Origin of the sequence: Blastopirellula sediminis, from assembly GCF_020966755.1 — a bacterium.
GTDB lineage: Bacteria > Planctomycetota > Planctomycetia > Pirellulales > Pirellulaceae > Blastopirellula > Blastopirellula sediminis.
In genome coordinates this window covers 3,281,343-3,307,332 of record NZ_JAJKFT010000010.1, presented here as the reverse complement: position 1 = coordinate 3,307,332, position 25,990 = coordinate 3,281,343, and the positions used below count along the sequence as shown (strand labels likewise).

Here is a 25,990-nt window from a genome sequence, read left to right as displayed (position 1 = left end):
TCTATTATAGACGCCGACTGCGGTCAGGCAGTTTTTAAGGCGAACTAATCCCCTCAAAACCGGCCGATTCGGCTGGTAGCGCCAAGAAACAAAGACGGGAAGCTAGACAGCTTCCCGTTGGATCGAATGTAACGCTTGGCGGGGCGCCCCTTTGGCCAGTGCGGCTAGGCGCTGGGGCGGTAGTTACGGGCCTTGGCGAGCGCCTCGTGCAGTTTGATTTGCTCTTCGTTGGTCAGCTTCGTCTCTTCCACGTAGATCTCTTCGATGTGGTAGAGCTGCTTCAGGTAGGGCAAATCGGCCGTGCCGATCGGCGTGTTCATCAAGACGATGCCGCGGAGCTTCGGCAGCTTGCGGAGTTCCAGCAGATGCTCACCTCGGACGTTCGACTGGCTCAGGTCGATCCATTCCAAGTTCTTCAGCTTGGCGATGTCGATGAAAGCCTCGCCGTCCAGTTTGGCGCCATGCAGATGCAACTCGCGGAGCGATTGCAATTGGGCGAAGTGCTTGGCGCCGGCCGTGGTAATGTCGGTATCGCTCAAGGTGAGCGATTCCAGGTGAGACAGCTCCGACAAGTAAGCGAGCCCACCGTCGGTCACTTTCGTGCCGGTCAGGTCAAGTTCTCGCAAATTGGCGAAGTCGCTGATCGTCGACAGGAACTGATCGCCGACGCCGGTTCCCCCGACGTTCAGCTTTTGGATTTTCTGCTGCGGCTGGGCCAGCGGGCAGGACGCGTCCGGAAGCGACGACTTGGCGATCGACAAATCAACCAAGTTGGGCAAGCCGGTCAAACGCCGGAAATCGTCGGTCGTGAATTGGCCCGAAGGACAGCTGAGCTGAAGTTGCTCCAGAGTCGGAACCTCGCAGACCTCGCGGATCAGCTCTTCGCTCGCTTTTCCCCCATCGATCGACAAGGTCTTCAATTGGGGAAACGAACTCGGATCCAGTCCCCAGGGGAGGGCCAGCTCGCTGTTGCGAATGTTGAATTGATTCAGTCTCGGCAGGCCGCGGAGACCGCCGATCACCGTTTGATTGATGACCAAATCGGTGAACTCGACCTGCTCCAACTTACGGAGCTCTTCGAGCCCGAAGAAGCTGTCGGGAGAAGCCTTCGTTTTGGCGATTAGCAGCGCTTTGAGCGGGCTGAGCGTCGTGACGGCGCGAATTCCTTTGTCGTCGAAACTTTCGTGCAGTTGCAGTTCGGTCAACTGATGCAGTTGCGAAAGAACGCTGCCAACTTCATCGCGAAATTCGGTCTTATGCAGCGAGAGGAGCTTCACGTCGGGGAGCTGCAGCAGCAACTTCCACTGTTCCGGCTTCAGCTTGTCGCCTTCGACACGGACGCAAGCGTATTCGTGCCAACGAAAGAGATCGTTGCGGAGAGAGTCGGCGTATCCGAACGTGCAGCCGGCCTTTTCGAGTTCGGCGACGACCGCTTCGGTATCAAGCGATTCATCGGTGGCGACTTGTGGAACGATCGAACCGGGAATCGGCGCGGGTTGAGCAGTCGCAACCGAGATGATTACCAGAGGTAAAAGGAATGTGGCAATGCAATAACGATGCGAAACCATGTTGAACCTCCTGCTCAATAAGGACGCCGCCATTTGCATGGCTTACCCCAGCGTCAAATCCTATTATCCCTACTCATTCAAATTTGGCGACTTCAATTTCGCCTCAGGCGAATCTTTCGGCTCAATAAAATTGATCGATGCGCTGATGATCAGTTGCGGCCATTGCTTCTGCAGCGTGCGCAAACCTTCTTTGGTCACTGCGGTGTTCCGCACGTTCAACGTATTGAGCCGCTTCATCTGACCAAGTTTTTGTAAACCGTCGTCGGTGATTTTCGTGTGCGAGAGATTTAGATTCGCCAACAGCGGCAATCCAAGGAGCGAATCCAAATCGCCATCGCTGATCGTCGAATTCGCCAACTCAAGACGATGCAGATCGCGTAGATTGCCGATAGGCTCCAAGCCCCCTTTAATCACGCTGTCGTTCATCGTCAGGAATTGCAGCTCCTGCAGTTGCGACAGCGGCTTCAGTTGCTCGGCCGTCGTGCGCACATTCCGCAGATTGAGACTACGAAGATGGCTCAACTTGCCGATCTCGGCGAAACCGGCGCCGTCAATGCTCTTCACGCTCAGAAACAACAGCTCAAGCTGAGGCAGTTGACCGAGCCCAGCCAGATCGCTTGATTTCAATTTGTCGGACTGCAGCGTCAGACTGGTCAGACTGCGCACGTTCGCCAGGTACTGAAAACAATCGCCGTCGAAGCTGGCGTTTTGAATCGTCAGGTTTTCGAGATAGCGCAGCTCTTCGAGATACCACAAGCCGGTATTCGTCAGATTGCGACCATCGAGCAGCAACGTTCGCAAGTTCGGCAACTGGGCGATCTGACGCATGTCGTCGTCAGTCGGCTGCGCGTGGAGATAGAGATATCCCAACTCGCGCAACTGCATGATCGCTTCCCAGGAAACGTCGTTCAGCTGAAAGGAACGGCCGAGCCAGAGACGCTCGACGTGGGGCAACTTCACCAGATGACGCAGGTTTTCTTCAGTCGCCGGAGCATCGACGAAGTTCACGCTAAAGAGCATTTGCCCTTCGGCGTTTTCGTAGTAATTGACGCTGGCTCCGCTTTTCCGCAACCCTTCGGTCGCTTCTAAGATTGCCGGCGGGATCGCAACCTCGTCGGCCAACGCTCCCCAAGCGGCGAGCATAAGCAGCATGAATCCCCCAGCTGCCCGTAACGACCTAACACCCAGCATGCTTTCCATTCCGAATAAAAGCCGCGTCCATTCTGAACTATGCGTTACCAGACCAGATTTCGCCCGAAGCGTCAAACTTACTCTGATAACTTGCATTTAACGATTACTCTGATTCTACACCTGCGCTCACAGGCGGAACGGCAAGAATAAGCCAATTCGTCGCAGAAATGCGCGAAGTAGCGTTCCCCCGAAGAGAATCCTACGTCGAATTCCGCCGGAAAGTCGCGTGGAAATGCGACCTTCGGGACAGCGAGGCCAGTGGTTTTAGATGGTCGCAATCACGACCGCCGCCTGACCTTGCGGCGTCACGTTCAGATTGAGGACCGGCCCGCTTGGCGCCGGCATCGTTTCGCGAACCAGATTGACCGGGCAACTCGGATCAGGCGTTTCGTAATTCAGAACGGGGAAGAGTTGCTTCTTTTGCATCGCGATCAGGCTGGCGATCAATTCGACCACGCCCCCCGCGGCGCCAAGATTGCCGAAGTAGCTCTTCACAGCGACGACCGGAGGCTGTTTCTCGATGTCGCCAAACACATCAACAATCGCCGCCGCTTCTTCCTTGTCGCTGTCGGTCGTCGCCAAACCATGGGCGTTGATATGACCAATGTCGGCGGCAGACAGTTGGGCTTCCTCGAGCGCAAAGCGGATCGCGTTGACCAGCGCCTGGCGACGGTTGGACTCGCCATTTCGCGCGATGACGGTCGACATCCCTTGTCCCAGAATTTCGGCGAGCGGTTTCGCTCCCCGCGCTTCGGCATGCTCGAGCGTTTCCAGGATCATCGATCCCGCCCCTTCGCCCAGGACCATGCCGTTGCGATTCTTATCAAAAGGGCGGCAAAGTCCCGCCGATTCGCCGGTGGCGATTTGCTCCTGCAAAACCGTATGGACCGAACGCATCTCATGCACGCGGGTGCCGGTCGCGCCGGTCACAATTACGTCGGCATGGCCGCGGAGAATCGTCATGAACGACTCGCCGATCGCGGCGTTGGACGACGCTTCGCGGAGGGTAAGGGAGTTATTCGGCCCGCGCATATCGTTGAAGATCGCGATGTGGCTGGCCGGCATGTTCGGCAGATATTTGAGCAGCCAGAGCGGATTGATCTCCGGCATCCCTTGCGACGCCCAAGTATCGAACTTGCGAGCTTCGAGATCGGCTTCGCACTTCTTGACCGCCGCCGCGTATTCTTCGGGCAAGGTCATCATGTAGTCGGAGCCGTAGACGACGCCGGTTCGCTCGGCGTCAAACTTCCCGATCGCGAGGCCGGCGTGGTATAGCGCAACTTGCGCAGCCGCGACGCCCATCTGAATCTCGCGGCACATCACCTTCAGGTTCTTCCGAATCGAACGCTGCTGGTTTTTGTCGAGCGGTCCAAATTCTTCAATGCCGCCGGTAAACGCCGACGCCTCGGCGCCATAGGAAGTCGGCAAGGCGTCGGTGGGCAAGCTTTTTAGAGGAGCGACCGCGTTTTGCGCAGCAGCCAAACCATCCCAGAGCGCTTCGATCGTGTTACCGAAGGGGGTAATGCAGCCGTAACCGGTGACGACGACGCGGCGCTTTCCGACTTCCGCCATATCTCAACTTCTCAACAAGTCGGCCGCAGTTGGGGAAAACTTTCCCTAAGGGCTCGACTAACGCAGGATGCAAACCGTGTACTTACTTAGAGTTCTGTATTCTAAGCAGCTGTCGTTGGCGTGTCGACGGGATACGGATTTCCTGGTGAAAAGTCTCTCGATATGCCAGCTTAATAGCGTCCGCGATTGTCGATTGCAGCGGAACTCGGGGTGACCGCCGCTTGGCCCGGTTTCGACTTGGCCGGCCCCAGATATTCGACAAACATCAGGCCGTCCGCCCGAGCCGGACTGCTTGGAAGGGGCAACGAGATGGGGAAAGATGCCGCCGTTGAGACCCCCATATCGGGCTGAGCTACCACGCCGCAGCTGATCAGCAGAACCTGATCCGACGGCCAGCGGAATCGCTCGTGCAAGCGCCAGCTGACCATCTGGGGGATCTGAACTTGGATCGTTTGCGAGCCGCCGGTCGCGGTCGGCACGTCGATATCGACGTTCACAAACTTTTCAATTTGGTCGACGCTGCACTTCAAAACGGCGTCGATCGTCTTGTCGTCGGGGGCGAGCAGGGGGCTCACTTCCAGCGAAAAACCAGCTTCGATCTGATCGCTTTGCAGTTCGTATCCGGGCCAGGCGGCGGTCGCCCGGACCGATCGCATGAAGGTTTGCGGCTTCAGCATCGAGACGGCGCTCGATTGGCCGTTGTGAATCAGCAGGTTCGCGGCTTGATGCTCTTTGTAGTCGCTTCGCTTTCGCAGACTATCGAGCAGGATCGCCGCGTTTTCTTTGCTCAAGAGCCACGCTTCAATTCCCGGCGTTTTCACCGAAACCGGCTGCATCATGCGGTAAGCAAGACGACGCCAGTTGGGGCTTTTCACGGTAACCAGACGAAGACCGAGCGTCTTCACTTCGGCTTGGCTTTCGACAAAGTCTTCGACCACATCCCGAACGATCTGCTGCATTTCGGGGGTGTGATAAACCCGCAGCGTGTTTTTGTCGGCGTGCAGCAATCCGAGCGGCGAGCCGAACCAAACGTCGGTGCCGGTTTCTCGCAAAATCCAGTCGATAATCGCTTGCTCCGGCTTCGACGTCGAAGTGACTCGCAGCGTGTACGGGGTAATGTCATAGTCGCGCCAAACTTGCCCCTGGTCATGCGGCAACTCGTTCAAACCGCTCGTCACCTTGAGCAACGATCCCGAAGCAGGCAACGGCTCACTGCGCATCGCAGCGCCCATCGGCGCAGGGGCCGCGTCTGAGGAATAAGCGGAAGCGGTTTTGATGGTGTCGTTCGGATTGCGCCAAGCCGAATCAGAGACGGCGCCAGAGGTTTCCGTCGTTGCAGCCGGGAGCGGCGCGGCGGCCGCTTTGTCGCTTTCGTTCAGCGGAGAAGGGGGTTTGACGGTCGGAATCGGGCGTGCGGTCGCCTGCGAGCTAACACGCTCTCCTTCTTGGGCGAAGGTCGAGCCGCCGATCAACAGCAGGGTCAGCAATGTCATCCAGATTCGCGTCATAGCCGTCATCCTTGTCGGCACAATCAAAGCGCTGGCGTCACGCCAGCGGGGTCCGTAATTCGGGCGGAGTATAGAAGTCGCGGCACGGACCAACAAGATCGATCGCTGGAATCTTGGCGGAATCGCTCAAGTTCCGTCCTCGACCTGCCGACAAAATGGGCTGCTAGCAGAGACTACAGAAGATCATTCAGCCAATCGTCGTCGGATGGCTTTGGCTTGGCTGGGGTTTCGGGAGTCGGGTTGGGAGCAGGCGCCGCTGGAGCGGCAGGCTTTGGTTTTGGTTTCGATCCGGCCGTGGTCGTCGCCGGTTGTCCTGAAGCCGCCGGGCGGATCACTTTGCGCTGAGGCTTGGGGGGCTCCGACTTTGGCTTTGGCGTTGGCTTGGACTGTCCCGGCAGCTCCGCGTCGGGGAGATCAAAACTTAGCGGCGACGTGGATGGCGGTTTCCCGCCGGATGGCTGCGGCGTTTTGCCGGACGCGGGTGCGGCGACCGCGACTTCGGCAGTCGGCGCCGGAGAAGAGGGAGTTGGATTCGCTGCTCGCTCCGCTCGTTCCTTTTCGAGGATTCGCTGGCGAGTGGGGTCATGCAACAAACCTATCAACTGCATGAACCGATACCAGGCGATCCAAGCGACAATCAGCAGCGGCGATAAAAGCAGCCCCCACATTCCGAATCGGAGATGTGCGCCGGCCAAAAAGATGATGCTCATTACAACGCCGACGATCGCTGAGAAATTCAGCACGTCGCGAGGGCGCGTATTCTCGTGCAGTTGGCTTTCAAACCATGCTTCCCACTTGGTTTTCGGCTCATCCCGAACGATCAGGTTTTCTTCTTTGAGATCCTCAAAGCAGGCTTCGAGTTCTAAATGCCAGCCACATTGTTTGCATAATTTTCCGCCCGGCTTCAGCGACGAAGCGCACTTGGGACAAACCCGTCCGACATTGTTCTCCTCGAGCGGAACGGCGTCGTAATTCGCTTCGACCGGCTGTGCGAAATCGTCTTCGGGCGCTTTGATCGGCACCAGGCTGACGCACTTCGGACAACGGATCGTCTGCCCGGCAAGCTGCGCCTTGGCGCGCAGCGGCACGCCGCAACAGGGACAGACGACGCGGATATCGGTCATGAAAAATCCTTAACAGGCCGTGCGTGTTTTGATTAATTTTCACGGCTTGTGCTTAGAATTGCAACAAACGAGCACGCGTCGTTCGGAAACGCAAAAACGCTCGTAGATACTTAAAAATCCGTACTATTCCCGCGTGACAGGGAATAAAAACAAGTTCAAAATCAGAATAAAGAGTATTAGGCCAGAGATGCGCTAGCTTTTTTCAATTTTCACCTGACCCCCCCGTCACAGGCAGTTTGGTTGCATAACTTGACAATCTAGTGCATATCAATTGAGTATTGGCCCTCTTTTCTACCCCCCGCGGAACGCTCCGCAGCATTCGCTCCCTCCTGAAGATTTATGTATTTCAAATTCAAATGCCCGCAATGCGGCCAGTCGCTGAAGGTCCGCCAGGAACTCGCCGGTCAGAAACGAAACTGCCCTTACTGCAAGGCCAGCGTTCGCATTCCCAACACCACGGAAATTGATCTCGATCTACCGCCGGTCGAATCATCGGGCTTCCCGAGCTTTGATGATGGGGGCGGCGCTTCCGGCGGCGGATTAGGGGGACTCGACCTCGGCAATCTGCAGACCGATCCGCTTTCGACGCGCTCTGGCGCCGCGCCGAAAGGTGGGGCGAAAAAGGGCGCCGCAACTGCTCCGAAGCAAACGGCGAAGCCCGCTTCAGCGTCCTCGTCCTCGTCGGTGTCGGAAGGTGAATTCACCGATCCGAGCGACGTCGGCTTGCTCTGGCCGGGCATCTTCGGCTTTTTCGCGGCTGTGGCGTTTATGCTGCTGCTGTGGCCGTCGAAGGGAACGTACATCGGCGACTTGTTCCTCGAAGGTGGCGTTCAAGGGGTCGCGATCCAGTTTCTCTCCACGTTCCTGTTCTTCTGGGCGATGGCGATTCTCTGGTTGAAGCAGCGCAAGATCCGCCGTCAGCGCGACTACTTGCTGATGGACGTGTTGCCGACCGACATTTCGCCCGAAATTCGGATCGATACCCTCGATCGCTTCGTCGACAACATTCGCCAATTGCCCGGCGAACATGGCGAAAGCTTCCTGATCAACCGCGTGCTCCGCGGTCTGCAACACTTCCGCGTTCGTCGCAGCGCCGCCGAAACGGTGACGATGATGGCGTCGCAGTCCGAAATCGACTCGAACAACGTCGCGTCAAGCTACACCGCTTTGAAGGTGTTGATCTGGGCCATCCCGACCATGGGTTTTATCGGTACGGTGCTTGGTATTAGCTTGGCGGTCGCCTCGCTCGCCGGGGCGCTCGGCGGTAACGATCCGTCGCAGCTCATGACCTCGTTGACCTCGATGTTCTCCGGTCTCGGTACCGCGTTTAATACGACCCTCGTCGCGCTCGTCATGAGCATGATCATCAAGTTCCCGATGTCCTCGCTACAAAAGAGCGAAGAAGGGGTTCTGAACTGGGTCGACGAATACTGCAACGAAAACCTCCTTCGTCGTTTGAACGACGGTCGCGAGCATGAAGCTCAACAGCCGACCGGTCCGCTCGACACCAAGATCTTCCGCCGCGCCGTCGAAGAAGCGATGGCCGCTCAACAAGCGGAACTGGAAGTCTGGATCAACAAGCTGGAACTGGTCGGTCAGACGATCACCAAGCAGACGACTGACGGCTGGAGCGAAATCCAGGCCAAGCTGCTCGACAGCCAGAAGGAAATCACCTCGCAGGTGATGGAGCAGGTTCAGGCCAAGACCGGCGAAATGCAAACGCGTCAGGAAGAAATGCGGGTCGAACTGCAAGACCAGCTGACGCAGATGCAGGAAATCGCCGCTCAGTTGCAAGCGACGCTGACGGCTCTGGCCGGCGCCGCCGCTCAGACCTCGAATCAGATGAACGCCAACGTCGCCGCCTCGACGGAACGTCTGGAAGAATACTTCTCGGGCGTAGCGCAAGGCCTGACCGGTCTGAACGAAGTTCTGACGAAGCTCGGAGACGAACGGGTCGTCGTCCAACAAGTCGAAGCGTCCACCAACGGCAACGGCGGTGGAGGCTGGTTCGGCTTCGGCGGAGGCAACAAGAAGTCGCGTCGTAACGGGAAACGATAAGCATGGCCAAACGCGCACAAGACGGGGGCGACGACGTCTCGCTCTTTCCGTTTCTTAGCGTGCTGGCTTGCGTTATCGGCACGCTCACGATGATCATCGCTGCGGTCGCGGTCCAGGCGCTCGACAACGATACCGTCGACCAGGCGATGAAATACGAAGAGAAGAAAGCGGAGCTCGCCAACGCCGACGAAGAGCTGGCGCAGCTGAACGCCGAACTCAAGAAAAAAGAGACCGAGATCCAGAAAGAGAATTCGGCAGAGCAAAAAAAACTGGATGACGCCAAGAAGCGTCTGGCCGAGCTGCTGGCGAAACTGGAAGAGACGCAACTCAAGCTCGACCAGATTTCGCTCGACGGACCGAAAGTCGACCTCGCCGGCGAGGCTGAAACGCTGAAAGAGATGGAAGCGGAGCTGAAATCTCGGCGCGAAAAAATCGCCCAGATGGAAAAGGAAGTCGCCGATCGCAAACTGCCGCCGAAAGAGTCGGAAGTTTCGATCCTGCCCGGCGGCTCCGGCGTTGGATTTGATCCCTCGTTCATCGAATGTGATGATGGTCGCATCGTGATCCATGAGGGCGACAAAACGACGCCGGTGCGAACCAACGAGATGAACACCAATCCGGTGTTGATCAAACTGCTGGAGACGGTGAAAGCGAATCCGAAAGGCCAAATCGTGTTCCTGATTCGCAACGACGGTTTGTCGACCTACTACTCGGCGAGAAACCTGGTGAACGCCAAGCAAGTGAAGAACGGCAAGCTGCCGGTCGTCGGCGACGGACGAATCGATTTGAGTTACTTCAAAGAGAAGAAACCGGAATAATGGCAAGACGCAAAACGGAAGATGAAGACGGCGGGATGGACTCGCTGCTCGACACGATGTTTAACGTGGTCGGCATTTTGCTGATCGTGTTGGTCGTCGTGCAATTGGGCGTGCGCCAAGCGGTCGATCGGATCGCATCGACCGTCGCGGTCGATCCGGCTGCGCTCGAAGCGATGATCAAAAAGCTGGAAGAGGCCCACAAGGAAAAGCTGAAAGTTCAGACTTCGATCGACGAATTGAACCCGGACGAATCGAAACTCGAGGAACTGCTCAAGCGGCTTCGCACGGAATCGGTCGCCAAAGAAGCGACTCTCGTCGGCAAAGAAGGGGATCTAAAGAAAGCGATCGTCGCCAAGAAAGCGCAAGACGAAATGGCGATGAAGGCGGGCGAGAATAAGCAAGCCCGCGAAAAGCTTTCGACCGAGTTGAATTCGAGCCTCGAAAAGATCGCGAGTCTGGAAGCGGTTCTGGCCGATTCCAAACCGCGGTCCCAATTGCCGCCGAAAATCGTCAACATGCCCGATCCGCGTCCCGCGCCGGACGGCATTAAAGAAGCGATCTTCATCTGCATCGGCAACCAGGTCTACCCGTACAATCCCGGCGAACTGCGCGAAGATGCGAAGAAGCGGTCTGAATACCAGCTTCAACGCGGACTCAAAAAGTACGTGAAAGATCCGGAGCAGGGGGTCGACGCCAAAGATTTCGTCGAAGACTTCAATCAGCGAGTTTTGCAGGACGACTACTTCAAGGCCGAGATGTACGCGTCGGGTCGTAATCCGAACTTGCGACTCACGCCGCGCGAAGGACAAGGCTTCACCATCGCCGAAGTCGAGAACCCCCGTTCTCGTTTCCAGAAATTGCTGCTGCTGACCGATCCGCAGAAGTACTACTTCAAGTTTATCGTCCTTCCCGACAGCTACGAGGCGTACGTCGCCGTTCGCGCCGTCGCGGACAAAGCCGGCTACCTGGCAGGTTGGGAGCCGCAGTCGCAGGAATGGAAGGCGGTTACCGGGGTCGGAGGTAAGGTGAAATTCGGTCCTGAGCCGAAAGTCGACCCGAACGCGCCGAAACCGGCTCCGGCAACTCCGGCGCCGAAAGCGAACGTGCTCGACTAAGGTCGCATCGCCACAACGCAAATCTCATCCCGAAAGCTCGGTCTTCCCAGACCGAGCTTTTTTGTTGCGCTAAGTTTTCAATATCGCGGCAACCACGTATCGCTTGTAACGATTGCGCCGCCCAAGGACGTCGGGTTGGCTGCGTCTAACGCGTTAAATCGCCAAGTGATCCTCTGTTATCTGAAAAAGAGCAATTGATTTCCTATTCATAACCTACCCTTTGGGAGCTCAGGATTCGCCCCTTGGGGAGCGTCTAGCCTTGAACATGCTGCGATTTCACACCACTGCAAAACCTGCCTACATAGATTGACGAACGCTTCTTGGCGGAAGGCGAGCGTCGATTGAGCCCCACCGATTCATCATTACCTATGAGTCACCATAATGTCCGCTACAGCTGAATCGCTCGACATCACTTGGATGCTGATTTGCGCCGCCTTCGTCATGCTGATGCAAGGAGGTTTCTGCCTCCTGGAAAGTGGGATGGCGCGTGCGAAGAACAGCTTTAACGTCGCCCTGAAAAACCTGGTCGACTTTTGCGTTTCGAGCGTGATCTTCTGGGCGTTCGGCTTCGCGCTGATGTTTGGCGCCAGTTATCACGGATTATTCGGTACGACCAACTTTCTGCTGGAAGATAACGCCTCCCCTTGGTTGATGGCGTTCCTCCTCTTCCAGCTGGTTTTCTGCGGCACCGCGACGACGATCATCTCTGGCGCTGTGGCGGAACGAATTCGCTTTCAGGGCTACCTGATTATCAGCGTCTTCGTCTCGGCGATCGTCTATCCCTTGTTCGGCCATTGGGCCTGGGGGGGCGTAATCGAAGGGAGCCCAACCGGTTGGCTCGCCCAGCTTGGCTTCATTGACTTCGCCGGCTCGACGGTCGTTCACTCGATCGGCGGTTGGGTCGCGCTGGCGGCGGTCGTGGTGATTGGGCCGCGTATCGGCCGCTTTGACGGCGGTGAAGATAAACCGATCTCGGGGCACAACCTGACGCTGGCGACCTTCGGGGCGCTGGTTTTGTGGTTCGGCTGGTTCGGCTTCAACGGCGGCAGCACGCTCAGCATGAACAGCGACGTCCCCAAAATTCTGGTGAACACGAATCTTGCCGGCGCCATGGGGGCGCTCGCGTCGCTCGTCCTTTCCAAATGGATCAGCAAACGTCCCGACGTCGGCCAAGTGATGAACGGCGCCATCGCCGGACTGGTCGGCGTGACCGCGTCTTGCCATATCCTGGCGCCTTGGGCGGCGGCAGTCGTCGGCGCCGGCTCCGGTCTGGTCTGCAGCGGCGTCACTTATCTGTTGCCAAAACTGAAAATCGACGACGTGATCGGCGCCGTTCCAGCTCATGCTTGCGCCGGTTGCTTCGGCACGATCGCGCTGGCCCTGTTGGCCGATCCCGTTCACTTTGGCGAAGGGGTGACGCGCTGGCATCAGCTCGGCATCCAAATGCTCGGCGCTGGGACCTGCTTCGCTTGGGCGTTTGGCGGCGGCTTCGTCGTCCTATCGCTCGCCAATCGCGTCGTGCCGTTCCGCGTTCCCCGCGACCACGAGTTGAAAGGGCTGAACATCTCGGAACATGGAGCCAGCACCGAACTGATCGACTTGCTGACCGACATGCAGCGGCAAAGGAGCCAGGGAGACTTCTCGCAAGACGTGCATGTCGAGCCGCACACCGAAGTTGGCCAGATCGCCGCCGAGTACAACCGCGTGCTCGCGAAGGTGAACTGCGAAATGAAACAGCGGAGCGAAGCGGAACGCCGCTTCCGCGAAATCTTTGAGAACGCCGTCGAAGGGATCTACCAGACGACGCCGGAAGGTTACTTTGTGACCGCGAATCCGGCGCTGGCGAGAATGCTCGGCTACAACGACCTGGCGGCGCTTCGCGATGAGATCAAGGATGTCGCCGTCGACGTCTACTTGAACCCTTATCGCCGCCAAGACTTCATCGACGAAATTGATCGCGACGGCGTCGTCTTCAACTTTGAGTCGGAGATTCGCCGAGCCGACGGCGCGGTGGCATGGATCTCGGAAAACGCTTCGGCGCGTCGTAACCAGAATGGCGACGTCCTGTACTACGAAGGGACGGTCGAAGACGTCACCGAACGCCGCAAAGCGCTTCAGCTGGCCGACGAAATCAAAGCGGCCGAAGCGGCCAACGAAGCGAAGAGCACCTTCCTGGCCAGCATGAGCCACGAAATCCGGACGCCGCTCAACGGCGTGATCGGCTTCCTCGACTTGTTGCACACGACCAAGCTCGACGATCAGCAGCAACGCTTCGTCGAACTCGCCAAATCTTCAGCCGGATCGTTGTTGCACCTGATCAACGATATTCTCGACCTCTCGAAAATCGAAGCCGGCGGCATCGAACTGGAGCATACCGAGTTCGTACTGACCGACCTGGTCGAGTCGGTCCCCGAAATGTTCGCACCGCAATGTCGCATGACCGGTCTCGAGCTGAACAGCAGCGTCGCCTCCGACGTTCCGCAAGCCGCGATCGGCGACTGCGAGCGGATTCGTCAGGTGCTAGTGAATCTCTTCGCCAACGCGGTGAAGTTCACCGAAACCGGCGGCGTCTACCTCCGAGTCGAACGGGAACGTTCCGTTCCCACTTCGGCCGGCGAGATGGCCCGCATTCGCTTCTCGGTCGAGGACACCGGCATCGGCGTTCCGCGGGCCAAGATGCAGCGGCTGTTCAAAGCGTTCTCGCAAGTCGACGCTTCGACGACGCGGCGTTACGGCGGCACCGGTCTTGGTCTGGCGATCTGCAAGCAGCTGGTCGAACTGATGGGGGGCGAAATCGGCGTCGAAAGCGAAGTCGGTAAGGGCTCCACTTTCTGGTTCACATTGCCGCTGCAAGCGGTCGAACGTTCGACTTGCAGTCAGATCCCCAATATCCAGGGGCTGCGCGTCTTGGCCGTCGACGACAACCACATGAACTTGCAGGTGATCAAAGAGCAACTGCAATCGTGGGGCGTCGACGTGGCGACGGCCGGCAATGGCCGACGAGCGCTCGCGCTGTTGGAAGACGCCGCCGGCCGGAACGTTCCTTTCCAATTGACGATCCTCGATCACTTGATGCCGGAACTGGACGGGCTGCGTCTGGCCCATTTGATCCACGACCATGAGTTGCTGCATGGGACGCGGCTCTTGATGCTCACCTCCTACGAACACACCATTCCGCAGGCCGAGCTGAAAGAACTGGAAATGATCTGCCTGCCGAAACCGGTTCGTCAAACGCGTTTGCTCGACGCCCTGGTGTCGCTGACTGGGCAACGTTCCTCGCGATCGGCCCAGGACGAAGGGGAACCGCAGCCGAAAGTTCAACAGCGCGCCCCGCTGGAAGGCAATATCCTGGTGGTCGACGACAACGAAATCAATCGCATCGTCGCCAAAGAGATCCTGCAATCGGAAGGCTTCCAGGTTTCGCTCGCCGAAAACGGCCGCCAGGCGGTCGACAAGATTTTGGAAGGGAAATTCGACCTGGTCCTGATGGACTGCGAAATGCCCGAAATGGACGGCTTTGAAGCGACGCAATTGATTCGCGAACGAGCTGCCGCCGGCCGCAGCGACCTGGCCAAGCTTCCGATCGTGGCGCTTACGGCTCAAGCGGTTCGCGGCGACAAGGAACGCTGTCTCTCCGCAGGGATGAGCGGCTACGTGATGAAGCCGGTCAATCGCAACGAACTGATCAATACGATCGTCGATTGCTTGGAGCAAAAGAACGCTCCGGATGCCGAGACGTTCTCGATCGAGGCGCCGGAAAACTTTGGCCTGGAAGAAGAGCTGCCGTTCGACGTTACGGAACTCGACAGCTCGATCGACGTCGACGACCTGTTGGCTCGCTGCGGCGACAATGACGATCTGGCCCGCATGATTCTGAACAAGTTTCGCGATCGATCGTCCACAGACGCCCAAACCTTAGGCGAACATATCGTCGCCGGCGATATCGACACGGTCGCACAACTGGCTCATTCGCTGAAGGGAATGGCCGCAAACATTTCGGCGAAACAAGTCGCCGCCGCGGCCGACCTGTTGGAACAAGCCGCCAAAGCGAGCCAAACCGAGTCGCTCCCTGATTTGTTCGCCGGAGTCGTCCGGCGGCTGGAAACTTGCGAAGCGGCGATCGAACGTCTTCTAACCGTTAGCGATGGGTGGGAACGAGGATAAGATGAACGCCGTCGAACCAGCTGCGAACATCCTGATCGTCGACGATGATGAAATCTCGCTCGACCTGCTCCGCTACGCTCTGGAAGCCCAAAACTTTCAGGTCTGGTCGGCCAGCAACGGCGCCGAAGCGCTGCGTGTGCTGGAAGAGCAGAACATTAACCTGGTCGTCACCGACTGGGAGATGCCGATCGTCAACGGCCTGGAGTTTTGCCGCGAAGTTCGCCGGCGCCAGTCGGATCATTACGTCTACGTGATCTTGTTAACCAGCCACGGCGCTCGCGACGAAATCGTCGAAGGGATGGCGGCCGGCGCCGACGACTTCATTGTGAAGCCGTTCAATCCCCCGGAACTGTTGGCCCGCATCCAAGCTGGCCGCCGCGTCCTGGCGCTTGAAACCCGCGACCTGGTCATTTTTGCGCTGGCCCGACTCGCCGAGTCTCGCGATACCGACACCGGACAACACTTGGAACGCGTCCGACTTTACTCGCGTCGGCTGGCCGAAGAGCTCGCCGCCTCTTCGGCTTTCGCCGACGAGATCGACGCCGAGTTCATTCGCCTGGTGTTTCAGACCAGTCCGCTGCATGACATCGGCAAAGTCGGCATCCCCGACGCGGTCCTGCTGAAGCCCGGCAAGCTGACTGACGAAGAATTCGAGATCATGAAACGGCATACGATCATCGGAGCCGAGACGCTCGACGCCGCGCTTAGCCAGTTTCCGCATGCTCGGTTTCTGCAGGTCGCCCGCGATATCGCAATCGGACATCATGAGCGGTGGAACGGACAGGGCTATCCCTATGGCATTTCCGGCGAGCAGATTCCGTTGGCCGCACGGATCGTCGCCGTCGCCGACGTTTACGACGCTTTGACCACGCGCCGCGTCTACAAAGATGCGATGCCGCACGAGCAAGCGGAAGCGATGATCCTCGCTGAAGTCGGCGAGCATTTCGACCCGGTCATCGTCGCCGCCTTCCAACGTTGCGGACCGGAGTTTGTCCGGATTTCGCAGCGTTATGCGAACCTGAACGAACCGGCAGCTTGCGGCGTCTAGTTGGCGTCGCACCTTTGCCGATCCGCCGGATTCCCAGCCCGCCGATCCCGGCAATTTCTTCGCAACCGGCGCAGTTCACGCAATCGCTTACCCGGGCCTTTTCGATCGCCAGCCGAAACTCGGTCGCAACCTATTTCCGCATCGACATTTGCAGCGATCCCCTATTTCGTCAACGGGCATACTTGAGGAACTTGGCGGGATTTGTCATCCCTTCCGATGCCGCCGATTGGAAAAGCGCCGGCCGCCAGAATGACGCTTCTCTTTTCGTTCGACCGATAGATCCTGGAAGGTAGACTAGCGGATAGGCGGCTCCGCCCGGTCTTTTCAACATCGGCTGTGACCGCTTGCCAAACTGGAATCCGATGCCGGTATGATCAATTTCTCTCCGCTCGAATATGTTCCGCTGTGGGCCCTGTTCCTGCTGACGATCGTCATCGTGTTAGCCGCGTCGGAAGGGGGCATTTATCTTGGCCGACGACGTGCGCTCGCCAAGGGGGAAAAACAGTCCTCGATCGGTTCCGTGGTTGGCGCCACGCTAGGGCTGCTCGCCTTTATGCTGGCCTTCACCTTCGGCGTCGCCACCAATCGATTCGACTCGCGCCGGATGTTGTTCCAGGAAGAAGTGAACGCGATCGGGACGACTTACCTGCGGACCGAATTGCTTTCCGAGACCCAAGGGGAAAAATCCCGTCAATTACTGCGCCGATACGTCGACGTTCGCTTGGACATTCCGAATTCTCCCGAAGAAATCAACGCAGCCATCAAAGAATCGGAAACGATCCAAACGGAACTCTGGAGCGAAGCGATGCTCGCCGCGCATCAGACTCCGAATTCGCCGATGATCGCTCTCTATGTGGCGTCGCTGAACGACGTGATCGACCTCCACTCGAATCGCGTTACCGCTGCGATTCGAGCCCGCATTCCCGGCACGATCTGGCTCGCTCTATACTCCGTCTCGGTCTTTTCGATGGCGAGCGTTGGTTTTTACGTCGGCGTCTCAGGCGGAACCCGCTCGATTGCGACCATGGGGATGATCTTCTCGTTCGTGGTCATCATGATGCTGATCATCGATCTCGATCGCCCACGCGAAGGTCTGTTGCGCGTGAACGAGGCGGCGATGCATGATCTCCAAGACTCGATCAATCGCTAAAACGGCTGCAACTTCTTGCGCTATTTAGCGTCCGAGAACCGATGCGTCGGCACCGGACGTCCAGGACGGAAGTACTGCGTCTGTTGGCGCTGCACGAATACGCCCAACGACTTCGCCGCAGCTTCGATCGCCGCATCGACTTGTCGCCGCAACTCATCCGGAGCGATGCCGACGCGCGCGTTCACCACCACGTCCGCTTCCTTCGCCTGGCAGTTGGAGGGAAGCGATAGCAGCGGCTCCGTATCGCTACTGATCATGTTTGCGACCCCATAAAAACCTTCCCACAGACCGATCACTTTCAGATGGGCCGTTTCGGCGCCGGACTTGGCCAGCGTCTCTTGCAGCCCGCTCATGATCGCCATCAGAAAGGCGTCGAGATCAAAAGCTTGCTCGGCGGTCGCTTTGAGACTGCTATTGAGCCAGCCCAGTTCCGCTTCTCCTTCGGCGTAAACGTCGTAGTCAATCTCCAGGATCTTTTTGCCGAACTCGCCCCGCTGGTCGATCAGTTCGACCAGCGCATCAAAGCCGGCGCCGGTCTTGGCCGAGGTTCGCAAGATCGGCGTACCGGGAAACTCGCCGCTGATCAAGCCAGCGAGCGTCTCGACCTTTTCCGCTTCGAGCTCGTCGATCCGATTGATGATCACGAAGTCCGCTTCTTCCAACTGCTTCTTGAAGATGTAGGCCGCCTTCGGAGAAAAGCCGCCGTTGTCGTCTCCCTGCAAGATCCGCAGGCCATGCGAAGGCTTCAAAATCACGCCGTACGGAGCGACGTCAAAGTGGGCGTCGAACATCTGAACGAGCGGCTGCACGACCGTGGCGACCAGATCGGTGCAACTGCCGACCGGTTCGGCGATTACCACGTCCGGACGATCGTGAGCCGACAGTTTTTCGACGGTGCCGGTCAGTTCGTTGAAGTTGCAGCAGAAGCAGGCGCCAGCCACTTCCCCCACGCGAAATCCTTGCGAGCGGAGCAATTGCGTGTCGACCAGATCGGTCGCCTGATCGTTGGTGACGATCCCCACGTTCAAACCTTGCTCGCGATAGTGCTGCGCCAAGCGTCCAATCGTGGTCGTTTTCCCAGCGCCCAAAAATCCGCCAATCATGACGAAACGAATCAGGCCGGGCTCTTTGGCGGAAGACGACATGCAACTTCTCCGAGGAAAAAAATCTGCTGTAAGCTTCTAGGACGACGACGTCGGCTCAAGGACGAACGGTCGCAACAACTTTTGATAAACGCCGCAGCCAAGGATCGAACCGACAATCGGCGCGATGATGTAAACGGTCACCATGCCGGACCCGTTTGGTCCCGGGATTGCGGCGCTTCCCCAACCGGCGAAATAGGCGAAGAGTCGCGGCCCAAAATCGCGAGCCGGATTGAAACAGGCCTGCGTTAGCGGCGCGATCACGCAGATCAGCGTAGCGACGCACAACCCAATAAAGACCGGCGCCAGGTTCTTCGGCCCGGACAAATGTTCTTTTTCGGTCGTCGCGAGGACCACGATCGCCAAGATTGCCGTTCCCAGCAGTTCGGCCAAAAAGGCCATCGGCTGATTGAAACTGCTCTTCCACGCGGCGAGTTGTTCGTCGGTCACCCCTTCGCTTCCTAGCTTACCGGGATTGGGAAAATATTCGCCGAAACACATCGCGGTGACGATGCTGGTCGGTTCTCCTCGCACAATGCCGCGTTCCGCTTCGACCAGTCCAAAATAGGACGCATTAATCGCATACAAAATCGCCGCGGCGGCGATGGCGCCAACCAACTGCGATGCGACGTACGGCGCCACCCGATGCAGCGGAAACAGTCCCCAAACCGACAGCCCGATCGTAATCGCTGGGTTGATATGGGCGCCGCTGATCGCGCCGACCGTATAAATCGCCAGCATGATCGAACCGCCCCAGACGATCCCCACCTGCCACAGCCCCGACATATCTCCATGCAAGACGGCAGTTTGCACGGCGCCAAGGCCGAAAAAGATCAACAGGAACGTGCCGATGATTTCGGCCACGCAGCAGATCCAAAGGGGGCGGGGAACCATCAATTGACCTTTAACGTTTCGCCAGGGCAGGGTAGGTTAGGGCCGATTTTCGCCGCTGACGAGCGGCGCCCTGCTACTAGAGAACGTGCCGGGAGAGGGAACATTCAAACCATCATTTGAATCAAAATCGGGCCGATTGCAAGATCGTACCCGGTCCTTGCGCCAATTTCCTCCCCTAACGCCGCTTCACTGACAATCTTCTTCAAAACGTAGGTTCCTCCCGTGGAAACGTCGCTCCACCGCCAATTGAAAAACCTCTACGCCGGCGAAGACGCCGCAACCGAGGTCCAGTTCGGCCGGTATCGGATTGACGCGGTGGTCGGCGAAGAATTGGTCGAAGTGCAGTGCGCCTCTCTCTCGGCGATCGGGCCCAAGATCGCCGCCCTGGTCAAGCAGCGCCCGGTCCGCGTGGTCAAACCGCTGATCGCCCGCAAGCGAATCATCCGCCGCGACAAGAGCGCCGGGAAAATCGTCAGCAATCGACTGAGCCCGAAAAAGGGGACCTGGCTCGACCTGTTCGACGACCTCGTCTACTTCACGAAGGTCTTCCCGCACGAGAACCTTACCCTCGAAGTGCCGCTGGTCCATATCGAAGAGCATCGCGTTCCGGGACATGGCAAACGCCGCCGCTGGCGACAAAACGATCACACCGTCGAAGACATCCAGCTGGTCGAAGTACTGGAAACGCGCCGCGTGAAAACCGCCGATCAGTTATGGAAATTCGTTCCCGGCAAACTTCCCCAGGAGTTTGACACCAGCGACCTGGCCCGCGTCGTCGGTTGTCAGCGGTGGATCGCCCAGCGGATCGCCTATTGCTTGCGCGAGACCGGCGCCGCCGAACCGGTCGGCAAACGAGGGAACGCCGTCACCTACGCGAAAGCGAAAAAGCGGAAAAAAACAAAAGCTGCGTAGTAGCGTCGGTTTTTCCAGGAAGAATTTCTTTCGCGCAGCGAATCGACTAAGATCGGACATCCTCTCCCTTCGTCCCCTCTAGTCGCCATGGTAATTCTGCAACGCATTCTGAAACTCGCCTTGGTCGTGGCGTTCGTCATCGGCGTCGTAATGTTCGGCCTCGCGAAACGAGAACAAGCGTCGATCAAAGCGGAATATGATCGTCTCACGGCGACGTTCGGCGAGATGCCGCCTGGTTCTCCCGATCGCTTTCAGATCCTGCGCGTACCAACCGACGAGCCGTGGCATTTGGCGTGGCGAATTCAACATCCTCAGAACGTTCCCCTGCGAATTGAGAACTACATCGCATTCGGCGGAGGATCTTGCGGCAGCGGCTCCTCCATTTCAAGCGCGTCGGGACAAGAGTCGCTGATTCGCTTTCGCGTCGATTTCGATCAACAGCAAATGCGGTGTTTTCTCAAACATCCGTTTGGGGGCAGCACCTGCGGATCAGGAAGCGACGTCGAAGCGGAGGCGTTTCGCAAATACTGGGACGAACTGAAAATCGAGACGATTTCCTCGACGTCGCCGGAGTCGTTCGCCCAGGAGAAAGTCATCGATCTGATTCGCATTACGGCCCCAGAGAAATTCTCCGACGGCTCCACTCCCCGCTGCGGGAAGGACGGTCTTTGTCTGCTCATCCGCATCGGCACGCAAGCGGCGTTCGATGAAGAGGCTGCGAAAGCGAAGGAGAAACAATGACGACCGACGAAAAGTTCGCCGCCGAGTCGCCTGCCCCGACGCCGCCGCGTCCCTCCCTGATGCGATTCAGTCTCTTCACGCTGATGTCGGCCACCGCCGTTTTCGCCGTTTGGATGGCCTTTTTTCTCACGGCTCGCGAAACGAAGCGTATGGAGCTGATGCTGCCGAGCCTCCGCAATCTGGCTCGCGAACTGCGCGTTGACGTTCCCAGTTGGTACGCCGCCGTGCGTCATCAAGAGCTAAGCGACGATGATTTTCGCTGGCGCGTTTATTTGCCGCCGGACCATAAGTATCAGCTCTGTCTGGCCAGCCGGAATTTCATGACCTATATGCACCCCGGCGAGGAAAAACCTGCGCCATCTCTGGTCGCGCCAAGCGCCCCTGGCGAACACGAAGTGACGCTGAATTATTACAAGGTCGAAGAGGAATGGATCATCCAGGTCAGCGTCGACGATCAGATTGTGATGCAAGAATCGCAGCCGGCCGATTGGAATCTCGGCCTTGGATCCTCCGGCGGCAGCAAGATCGATACGAACCGCCAATTCTCGATCGAAGAGCCGCTAGAGCTATTCGATCGCGTCTTTAGCGTTCCGCTGCCAGACCAACCCAACTCGAGCAGCACGCAACGCTCCGAGACCGGCTTGCGGCTGTGGGTGGAGACCTTGGAACGATGAATCGCGTCCGAGTTCCGCTTCACGCTCTCCTCTGGATCGGATTGGCGATCGGTCTGTTTTTTTGGATCGAAGCGAGTCTCCGCTTGCGCGTCGCCCAGGCTTACAAAACGCGCATCGTCGACTACTATCGGCTTGGCGACAATCGGCAGTCTCCGCGCGAAATCGATTATGCGTCTCTGCGCTGGGACAAATATCAAGCGCAACTATATCGCATCCATCGGGTAGCGCCTGACGCGGTGTTGCAGATACAGTGCCTCTACAGTCTACAAAACGCCCGATTCTCTTCGGAGAACATCGTGCTGAGTCCGCAGAACGATTATGAGTTCAAGATTCTCAAAGAAAACGCCGCCGCCAATCTGGTTTTGCTGATTCCGGGCCGAAACCGCAATACGCGCGATTTTACCAGCGAAGTCCAGCACTTCCTCAACAACTATCATGATCAGTTTGAATTCCAAATGATCAACGCCGACGGTGAGTTCCCCACCGACGACCGGCAAATCCAAACGATCCTGCAGTGGGTCCCTTCGCCGGAGCTATTGGCGGAGCATCCGGAGTTTCCGGCCGACCTCCCGGTTTTCCGAATTCGCCTAGGCACGGTCCAGGCGTTCAAAGCGGAGGGAAGCTTCGACTACTTCCTTTGGACGTCGCCTCCCAATCGACCGCCGCTGCGCGAGACGCCTCAAGGCGCATCCCCATTCGGCGGCGACGCCCCCAAGCCGTCTGCGTCAAAAGGAGGGACTCCCTGATGGACGAAGAGCAGACGGTTCCCACGTCGACGGACGCCTCCTCCAATCCGAGCGGAACGCAGTTCAGCTTGCGAACGCTGATCCTGCTGATAGCGGTCATCGCGGTTTGGACCGGCTACCTACGAACCCGTTATCAAATTGAAGAGGCGAACGCCTTTTTTCCCCGCGGGAACGATTTTGATCGCGAGTTGCACATCGACGATCCCCAGCAGTTCGCCGCCGTGAATCCAGATTTTCTGGGAGACATTTATCTGGTGGGCCGTCACCGACTGTTAGTTTATCTGCCGCCAGGCTCGCACTATCGCTTATGTATGACCGGCAAACCGGCGGCCGATCCGCAGAATCGCACGGCCGACCTGAAAGCGGAAGAGTCGCATGAAATCGTCGCAGGGGAGCATGAAATTCAACTCGCCGTCGCAGGGAACCCTTGGTCGACGGCGCCGCGCTGGTACGTTTCCCCGCTTGTCGATGGCCAACCGCTGTTTCGCTTCAAGGTCCCGTTTTCTCCTCCAGAACGCCCCGATTCCGCCGAAGGGCTGCTGTTGAACGAAATTCGGACTAGCATTCAATCGCCAACCGATCAGCCATTTCTCATCATCGACAAACTCTATCCCTTCTACCAAGACCGTTCGGTCGATCCAAATTCCGACCGCGAGTTACGCGTTTGGATCGAGAGGGTGAAGTGATGAGCGAGGGAAAAAAGTGGGAGCTGACTCCGTTGCAGATCATTCACGTCCTGCTCATCCTGGTGACGTTGTGGGGACTGTTTGGCGTTTGCATCTGGAGTCATCAACTCCGCCATCTTCATGGAGAACAGGCCAGACTGATCGCCAAGTTCGGCGATTTTTCCGATTGCGATCCAACCAAGTTCAAGTTATTAAAGCTGCCAAGCGACGATCCGCGGGAAGCGACTTGGCGCTGCGAAGCGCCGCTCGACTACGCTCCCGCTTTCTCTATGATGACTCGCTTTTCCGACACGTCGCTGGTTCAAGCGATCAGCCCCCTCACGACCGTCCAGGGGAACTTTCTCCGCATCAAGCTTGAGACGGTAGGCGACGAGTTATTTTTGTTCTACACAGGACCGGGCCGCTCGTCGCACTGGCGAATCGACAACCCGGACCACCGCAAGCTACTGCAAGATCACTGGGACGAACTGCAATTCGAGTTTGCAGCGGAACAGCAGATTTACGAATTCGACGAAGAGGAGATCGTCACGTTGATTCGCGCGACGGCGCCCACGTCACTACGGCATGAGTTGGAATACCAAAGTCCAGACGACGACTTCACCGTCTTATGCCTTCAAATCGGCAGCGCAAAAGCGGTTGAGAAACTCATTCATTCTCGCGGAAACGGAGCGAATCGATGAGCTTCGAAGAGCCGCCGGCGTCCGAGCCGAATCCGCGTCGATTCGGGCAATTCAGCTTGCTGACGCTGATCTTGTTGACCACCACGATCGGCGTCCTGATTCCATTGTTCACACTGCCTCAGCAGTGCGCACAAGCGCGACTGCAATTGTCGCACCTGCTGAGACTGGAGACTGACGCCTTTCAGCAACCATGGAGGCAAATCTCCGCCTCGCGCAGAAACGTCCCGGGCAGTCAAGGATTCGCCTGGGAGGTTTTTGTTCCGAACGGAGACCACTTCCAACTCGCGTGGACGACCAGCGGTCTGCAAACAGATCGTGCGACCAATATCGCAACGAACGCTGCGTCTCTCACCGCCGGGGAGCATGTAATCGTCATTCGCTATTTGCGCGAAAACGAAGTGTGGCTGCTGCAGACGCTTGTTGACGATCGGGTGGTCCTCGAGGAGCGACAACCCGCGACTTGGAATCCGCAACTCGGCTCTTATTCGCCCAGCTCAGGGATCGACGCAGTTCAAATGCCCCCTCAGGCGGGACGCTGCTTCCTGCATGACGAAGTCTTTTGCATGCCAGATCGTGAAATCGAAGAAGCGGAGAATTCTGGCAAGGCGGCGACCGGGCTACGCGTGTGGATCGAAAAGGTGAACGCGCCCTACTAAATTCTATTTACCGGCCAAAGTGCCCACCGGCCGATCATTCCGCACCACGCGCTGCTGCGGCGTCAGCACTTCCGTGAGAATCTTCCCGCCGCCGTGCCCGACCCATTTGCCGCTCAGACGGCCGTTTTGTTCGACCTTGTAAACGACGACGCCACCTTGGACGACGATGCCGCCGGGGCCGACTTGCTTGATGATCCAGCTCGACGCCAACACGCCGTCGGTCAGGATGGCGATTCCTTGGTGCTTTCTTCCGGCGATGTTCCATTCCAGTTTGTAGGCGTCGCCGCTTTTGGAGATGAAGACCGTTCCCTGGTATTGGCCGCCGCCGGCATTGTCGCCGACGCAGTCGTACATGCCGGTGATGTCGCCGCCAAACGATAGCGCCGGGGCGAACAGGAGTAGCGAGACGAGCGAAAGCCAGATTCGACGGTCGGTCAGCATTGCGATCTCCTGAGAAAAGAAAAAGGGCCGCTTGGCGGCCCTTTCAGTCGACTATTTTTTCAGCTCGTAATTGGCCGGCGTCGTACCGGTTTTGGCTTTGCCAAAGCCGAAGAAGGTCGGCTCGTAGTCGCCGACAAACTCGACGTTCGCTTTGCCGTCGATCTTGTCGGTCAGCCCCGTGAAGTAGTAGCTGGCGTTCACCAACAGGCGGCGATAGTCTTCGCACTTGAAGTCGACCGCCGAGCCGAAGGTGCTGGTCAGCGATGGGGTGACCGCGCCGTTTTCGTTCGTGTACTTGTTGAGCCAGATGATCGGCATCATCGGATCGTTACGCTTATCTTCGACCGGCGGATCGGTCGGCTGCATACCGGTCAGGATCTGACCCCGAACCAGCACTTCCGCCGTCTCCGGCAGCTTCTTGATTCCGTAAACGTCGGTCGGTCCCCAGATGTCGCTCACGCCGCGCAAGATCGGATGATCTTTCAGTTCCGGGTTGATCACGCCGCGGGTGCTTTCGCTACCGTGATGTCCATGATGGCTGACCCAGGTTTCGCCAAGGATCTGACGACCGAAGCCGCCGGCAAACTCGCCGCCGTTGTTCCAACTGTATTTGGCGTAGGGAGAATCTTTCGGGAAGTTGAACGCATGGGTCGCCGTCCGCAGCGCGATGATCGGCTTGCCCGACTTCAGATAGTCGAGGACCGGCTCCATCTGTTCGGCCGGCAAGTTGCGAAAGCGAGTGAACAGAATCATCAGGTCGGCGTCGGCCAGCGTGCCGGCGCCGGGAATGTTCGTTTGATAGGTCGGCGCGATTTCTCCTGACTTCGGATCGATCGGGAAAAGGACCGTGCACTTGAAGCCATGTCGCTCGGACAGAATCATCCCGAGCGCCGGCAACATTTCTTCCGAGCGATATTCGTCGTCGCCGGAAACCAGCACGATATGCTTGCCGGCTCCCGGACCTTCGCCTCCGGGGTAAGCGACCCATGGATCAGCGGCCCACGAAAAGGAAGCGAGCGAGGCGAACATCACGGCGGTGAGTGCGAGCGGAAGAATTCGCATGGGAAGCGGGTCCTGGGCGGGAAAAAAGGTGTTGGACGGG

The 25,990-nt window shown here is 58.0% G+C and carries 22 protein-coding genes; 13 read left to right on the top strand and 9 right to left on the bottom strand.

Annotation, left to right across the window (positions count from 1 at the left end; all coding sequences use genetic code 11):
- Positions 1-164: 164 nt before the first annotated feature.
- The 5 genes from LOC68_RS25105 to LOC68_RS28445 all read right to left on the bottom strand — a co-directional run bounded on the left by LOC68_RS25105 (position 165) and on the right by LOC68_RS28445 (position 6,963).
- The gene (locus LOC68_RS25105; protein ID WP_230224103.1) at positions 165-1,568 is read right to left on the bottom strand and encodes a leucine-rich repeat domain-containing protein; all 1,404 of its coding nucleotides are present in this window, start codon (positions 1,566-1,568) and stop codon (positions 165-167) included.
- A 69-nt stretch (positions 1,569-1,637) separates the two neighbouring features.
- Positions 1,638-2,720 carry a hypothetical protein gene (locus LOC68_RS25100; protein WP_230224101.1) on the bottom strand — a complete coding sequence of 361 codons (1,083 nt, stop codon included), beginning with the start codon at positions 2,718-2,720 and terminating at the stop codon, positions 1,638-1,640.
- Positions 2,721-3,023: 303 nt separating this feature from the next.
- Complete coding sequence (locus LOC68_RS25095; RefSeq protein WP_230224100.1) at positions 3,024-4,331, bottom strand: beta-ketoacyl-[acyl-carrier-protein] synthase family protein; 1,308 nt, start codon at positions 4,329-4,331, stop codon at positions 3,024-3,026.
- Positions 4,332-4,501: 170 nt separating this feature from the next.
- Positions 4,502-5,839, bottom strand: coding sequence for a hypothetical protein (locus LOC68_RS25090; RefSeq protein WP_230224098.1), 1,338 nt, complete (start codon positions 5,837-5,839; stop codon positions 4,502-4,504).
- A 173-nt stretch (positions 5,840-6,012) separates the two neighbouring features.
- Positions 6,013-6,963, bottom strand: coding sequence for a zinc ribbon domain-containing protein (locus LOC68_RS28445; RefSeq protein WP_261360171.1), 951 nt, complete (start codon positions 6,961-6,963; stop codon positions 6,013-6,015).
- Between the two features lie 339 nt (positions 6,964-7,302).
- Between LOC68_RS28445 and LOC68_RS25080 the strand changes: the two genes are divergently transcribed.
- The 6 genes from LOC68_RS25080 (at position 7,303) to LOC68_RS25055 (ending at position 17,316) form a co-directional block, all read left to right on the top strand.
- A complete protein-coding gene (locus tag LOC68_RS25080) occupies positions 7,303-9,021 on the top strand; it encodes a MotA/TolQ/ExbB proton channel family protein (protein WP_230224096.1) in 1,719 nt (572 codons plus the stop codon).
- A gap of 2 nt (positions 9,022-9,023) precedes the next feature.
- Positions 9,024-9,839 carry a hypothetical protein gene (locus tag LOC68_RS25075; protein WP_230224094.1) on the top strand — a complete coding sequence of 272 codons (816 nt, stop codon included), beginning with the start codon at positions 9,024-9,026 and terminating at the stop codon, positions 9,837-9,839.
- Positions 9,839-10,954, top strand: a complete 1,116-nt coding sequence (locus tag LOC68_RS25070) for a hypothetical protein (RefSeq protein ID WP_230224092.1) — start codon at positions 9,839-9,841, stop codon at positions 10,952-10,954. The genes LOC68_RS25075 and LOC68_RS25070 overlap by 1 nt, the downstream gene beginning before the upstream one ends.
- Before the next feature lie 381 nt (positions 10,955-11,335).
- Positions 11,336-15,118, top strand: coding sequence for an ammonium transporter (amt, locus tag LOC68_RS25065; RefSeq protein ID WP_230224090.1), 3,783 nt, complete (start codon positions 11,336-11,338; stop codon positions 15,116-15,118).
- Position 15,119: 1 nt separating this feature from the next.
- Positions 15,120-16,166, top strand: coding sequence for an HD domain-containing phosphohydrolase (locus LOC68_RS25060; RefSeq protein ID WP_230224088.1), 1,047 nt, complete (start codon positions 15,120-15,122; stop codon positions 16,164-16,166).
- Positions 16,167-16,536: 370 nt separating this feature from the next.
- The gene (locus tag LOC68_RS25055; protein ID WP_230224086.1) at positions 16,537-17,316 is read left to right on the top strand and encodes a bestrophin-like domain; all 780 of its coding nucleotides are present in this window, start codon (positions 16,537-16,539) and stop codon (positions 17,314-17,316) included.
- Between the two features lie 20 nt (positions 17,317-17,336).
- Here LOC68_RS25055 and LOC68_RS25050 read toward each other — a convergent pair whose 3' ends face one another.
- Positions 17,337-18,461, bottom strand: coding sequence for a GTP-binding protein (locus LOC68_RS25050; protein ID WP_230224084.1), 1,125 nt, complete (start codon positions 18,459-18,461; stop codon positions 17,337-17,339).
- 36 nt (positions 18,462-18,497) lie between these two features.
- A complete protein-coding gene (locus LOC68_RS25045) occupies positions 18,498-19,322 on the bottom strand; it encodes an MIP/aquaporin family protein (protein ID WP_230224082.1) in 825 nt (274 codons plus the stop codon).
- 252 nt (positions 19,323-19,574) lie between these two features.
- On the opposite strand from LOC68_RS25045, the gene LOC68_RS25040 reads away from it, so the two are divergent.
- From LOC68_RS25040 to LOC68_RS25010, 7 genes are all read left to right on the top strand, one after another.
- Positions 19,575-20,264 carry a hypothetical protein gene (locus tag LOC68_RS25040; protein ID WP_230224080.1) on the top strand — a complete coding sequence of 230 codons (690 nt, stop codon included), beginning with the start codon at positions 19,575-19,577 and terminating at the stop codon, positions 20,262-20,264.
- Positions 20,265-20,351: 87 nt separating this feature from the next.
- Entirely contained in the window at positions 20,352-21,005 is a 654-nt protein-coding gene (locus LOC68_RS25035; protein WP_230224079.1) for a hypothetical protein, read from the top strand.
- Complete coding sequence (locus LOC68_RS25030) at positions 21,002-21,679, top strand: hypothetical protein (protein WP_230224077.1); 678 nt, start codon at positions 21,002-21,004, stop codon at positions 21,677-21,679. The genes LOC68_RS25035 and LOC68_RS25030 overlap by 4 nt, the downstream gene beginning before the upstream one ends.
- A complete protein-coding gene (locus LOC68_RS25025) occupies positions 21,676-22,425 on the top strand; it encodes a hypothetical protein (protein ID WP_230224075.1) in 750 nt (249 codons plus the stop codon). The genes LOC68_RS25030 and LOC68_RS25025 overlap by 4 nt, the downstream gene beginning before the upstream one ends.
- Entirely contained in the window at positions 22,425-23,111 is a 687-nt protein-coding gene (locus tag LOC68_RS25020) for a hypothetical protein (RefSeq protein WP_230224068.1), read from the top strand. The genes LOC68_RS25025 and LOC68_RS25020 overlap by 1 nt, the downstream gene beginning before the upstream one ends.
- Positions 23,111-23,791, top strand: coding sequence for a hypothetical protein (locus LOC68_RS25015; RefSeq protein WP_230224066.1), 681 nt, complete (start codon positions 23,111-23,113; stop codon positions 23,789-23,791). Before LOC68_RS25020 ends, LOC68_RS25015 begins: the two co-directional genes overlap by 1 nt.
- The gene (locus LOC68_RS25010; protein WP_230224064.1) at positions 23,788-24,447 is read left to right on the top strand and encodes a hypothetical protein; all 660 of its coding nucleotides are present in this window, start codon (positions 23,788-23,790) and stop codon (positions 24,445-24,447) included. The genes LOC68_RS25015 and LOC68_RS25010 overlap by 4 nt, the downstream gene beginning before the upstream one ends.
- 3 nt (positions 24,448-24,450) lie before the next feature.
- On the opposite strand, the gene LOC68_RS25005 is transcribed toward LOC68_RS25010, so the two are convergent.
- Positions 24,451-24,888, bottom strand: coding sequence for a hypothetical protein (locus LOC68_RS25005; RefSeq protein ID WP_230224062.1), 438 nt, complete (start codon positions 24,886-24,888; stop codon positions 24,451-24,453).
- A 51-nt stretch (positions 24,889-24,939) separates the two neighbouring features.
- A complete protein-coding gene (locus tag LOC68_RS25000; protein ID WP_230224060.1) occupies positions 24,940-25,950 on the bottom strand; it encodes a ThuA domain-containing protein in 1,011 nt (336 codons plus the stop codon).
- Positions 25,951-25,990: the final 40 nt, after the last annotated feature.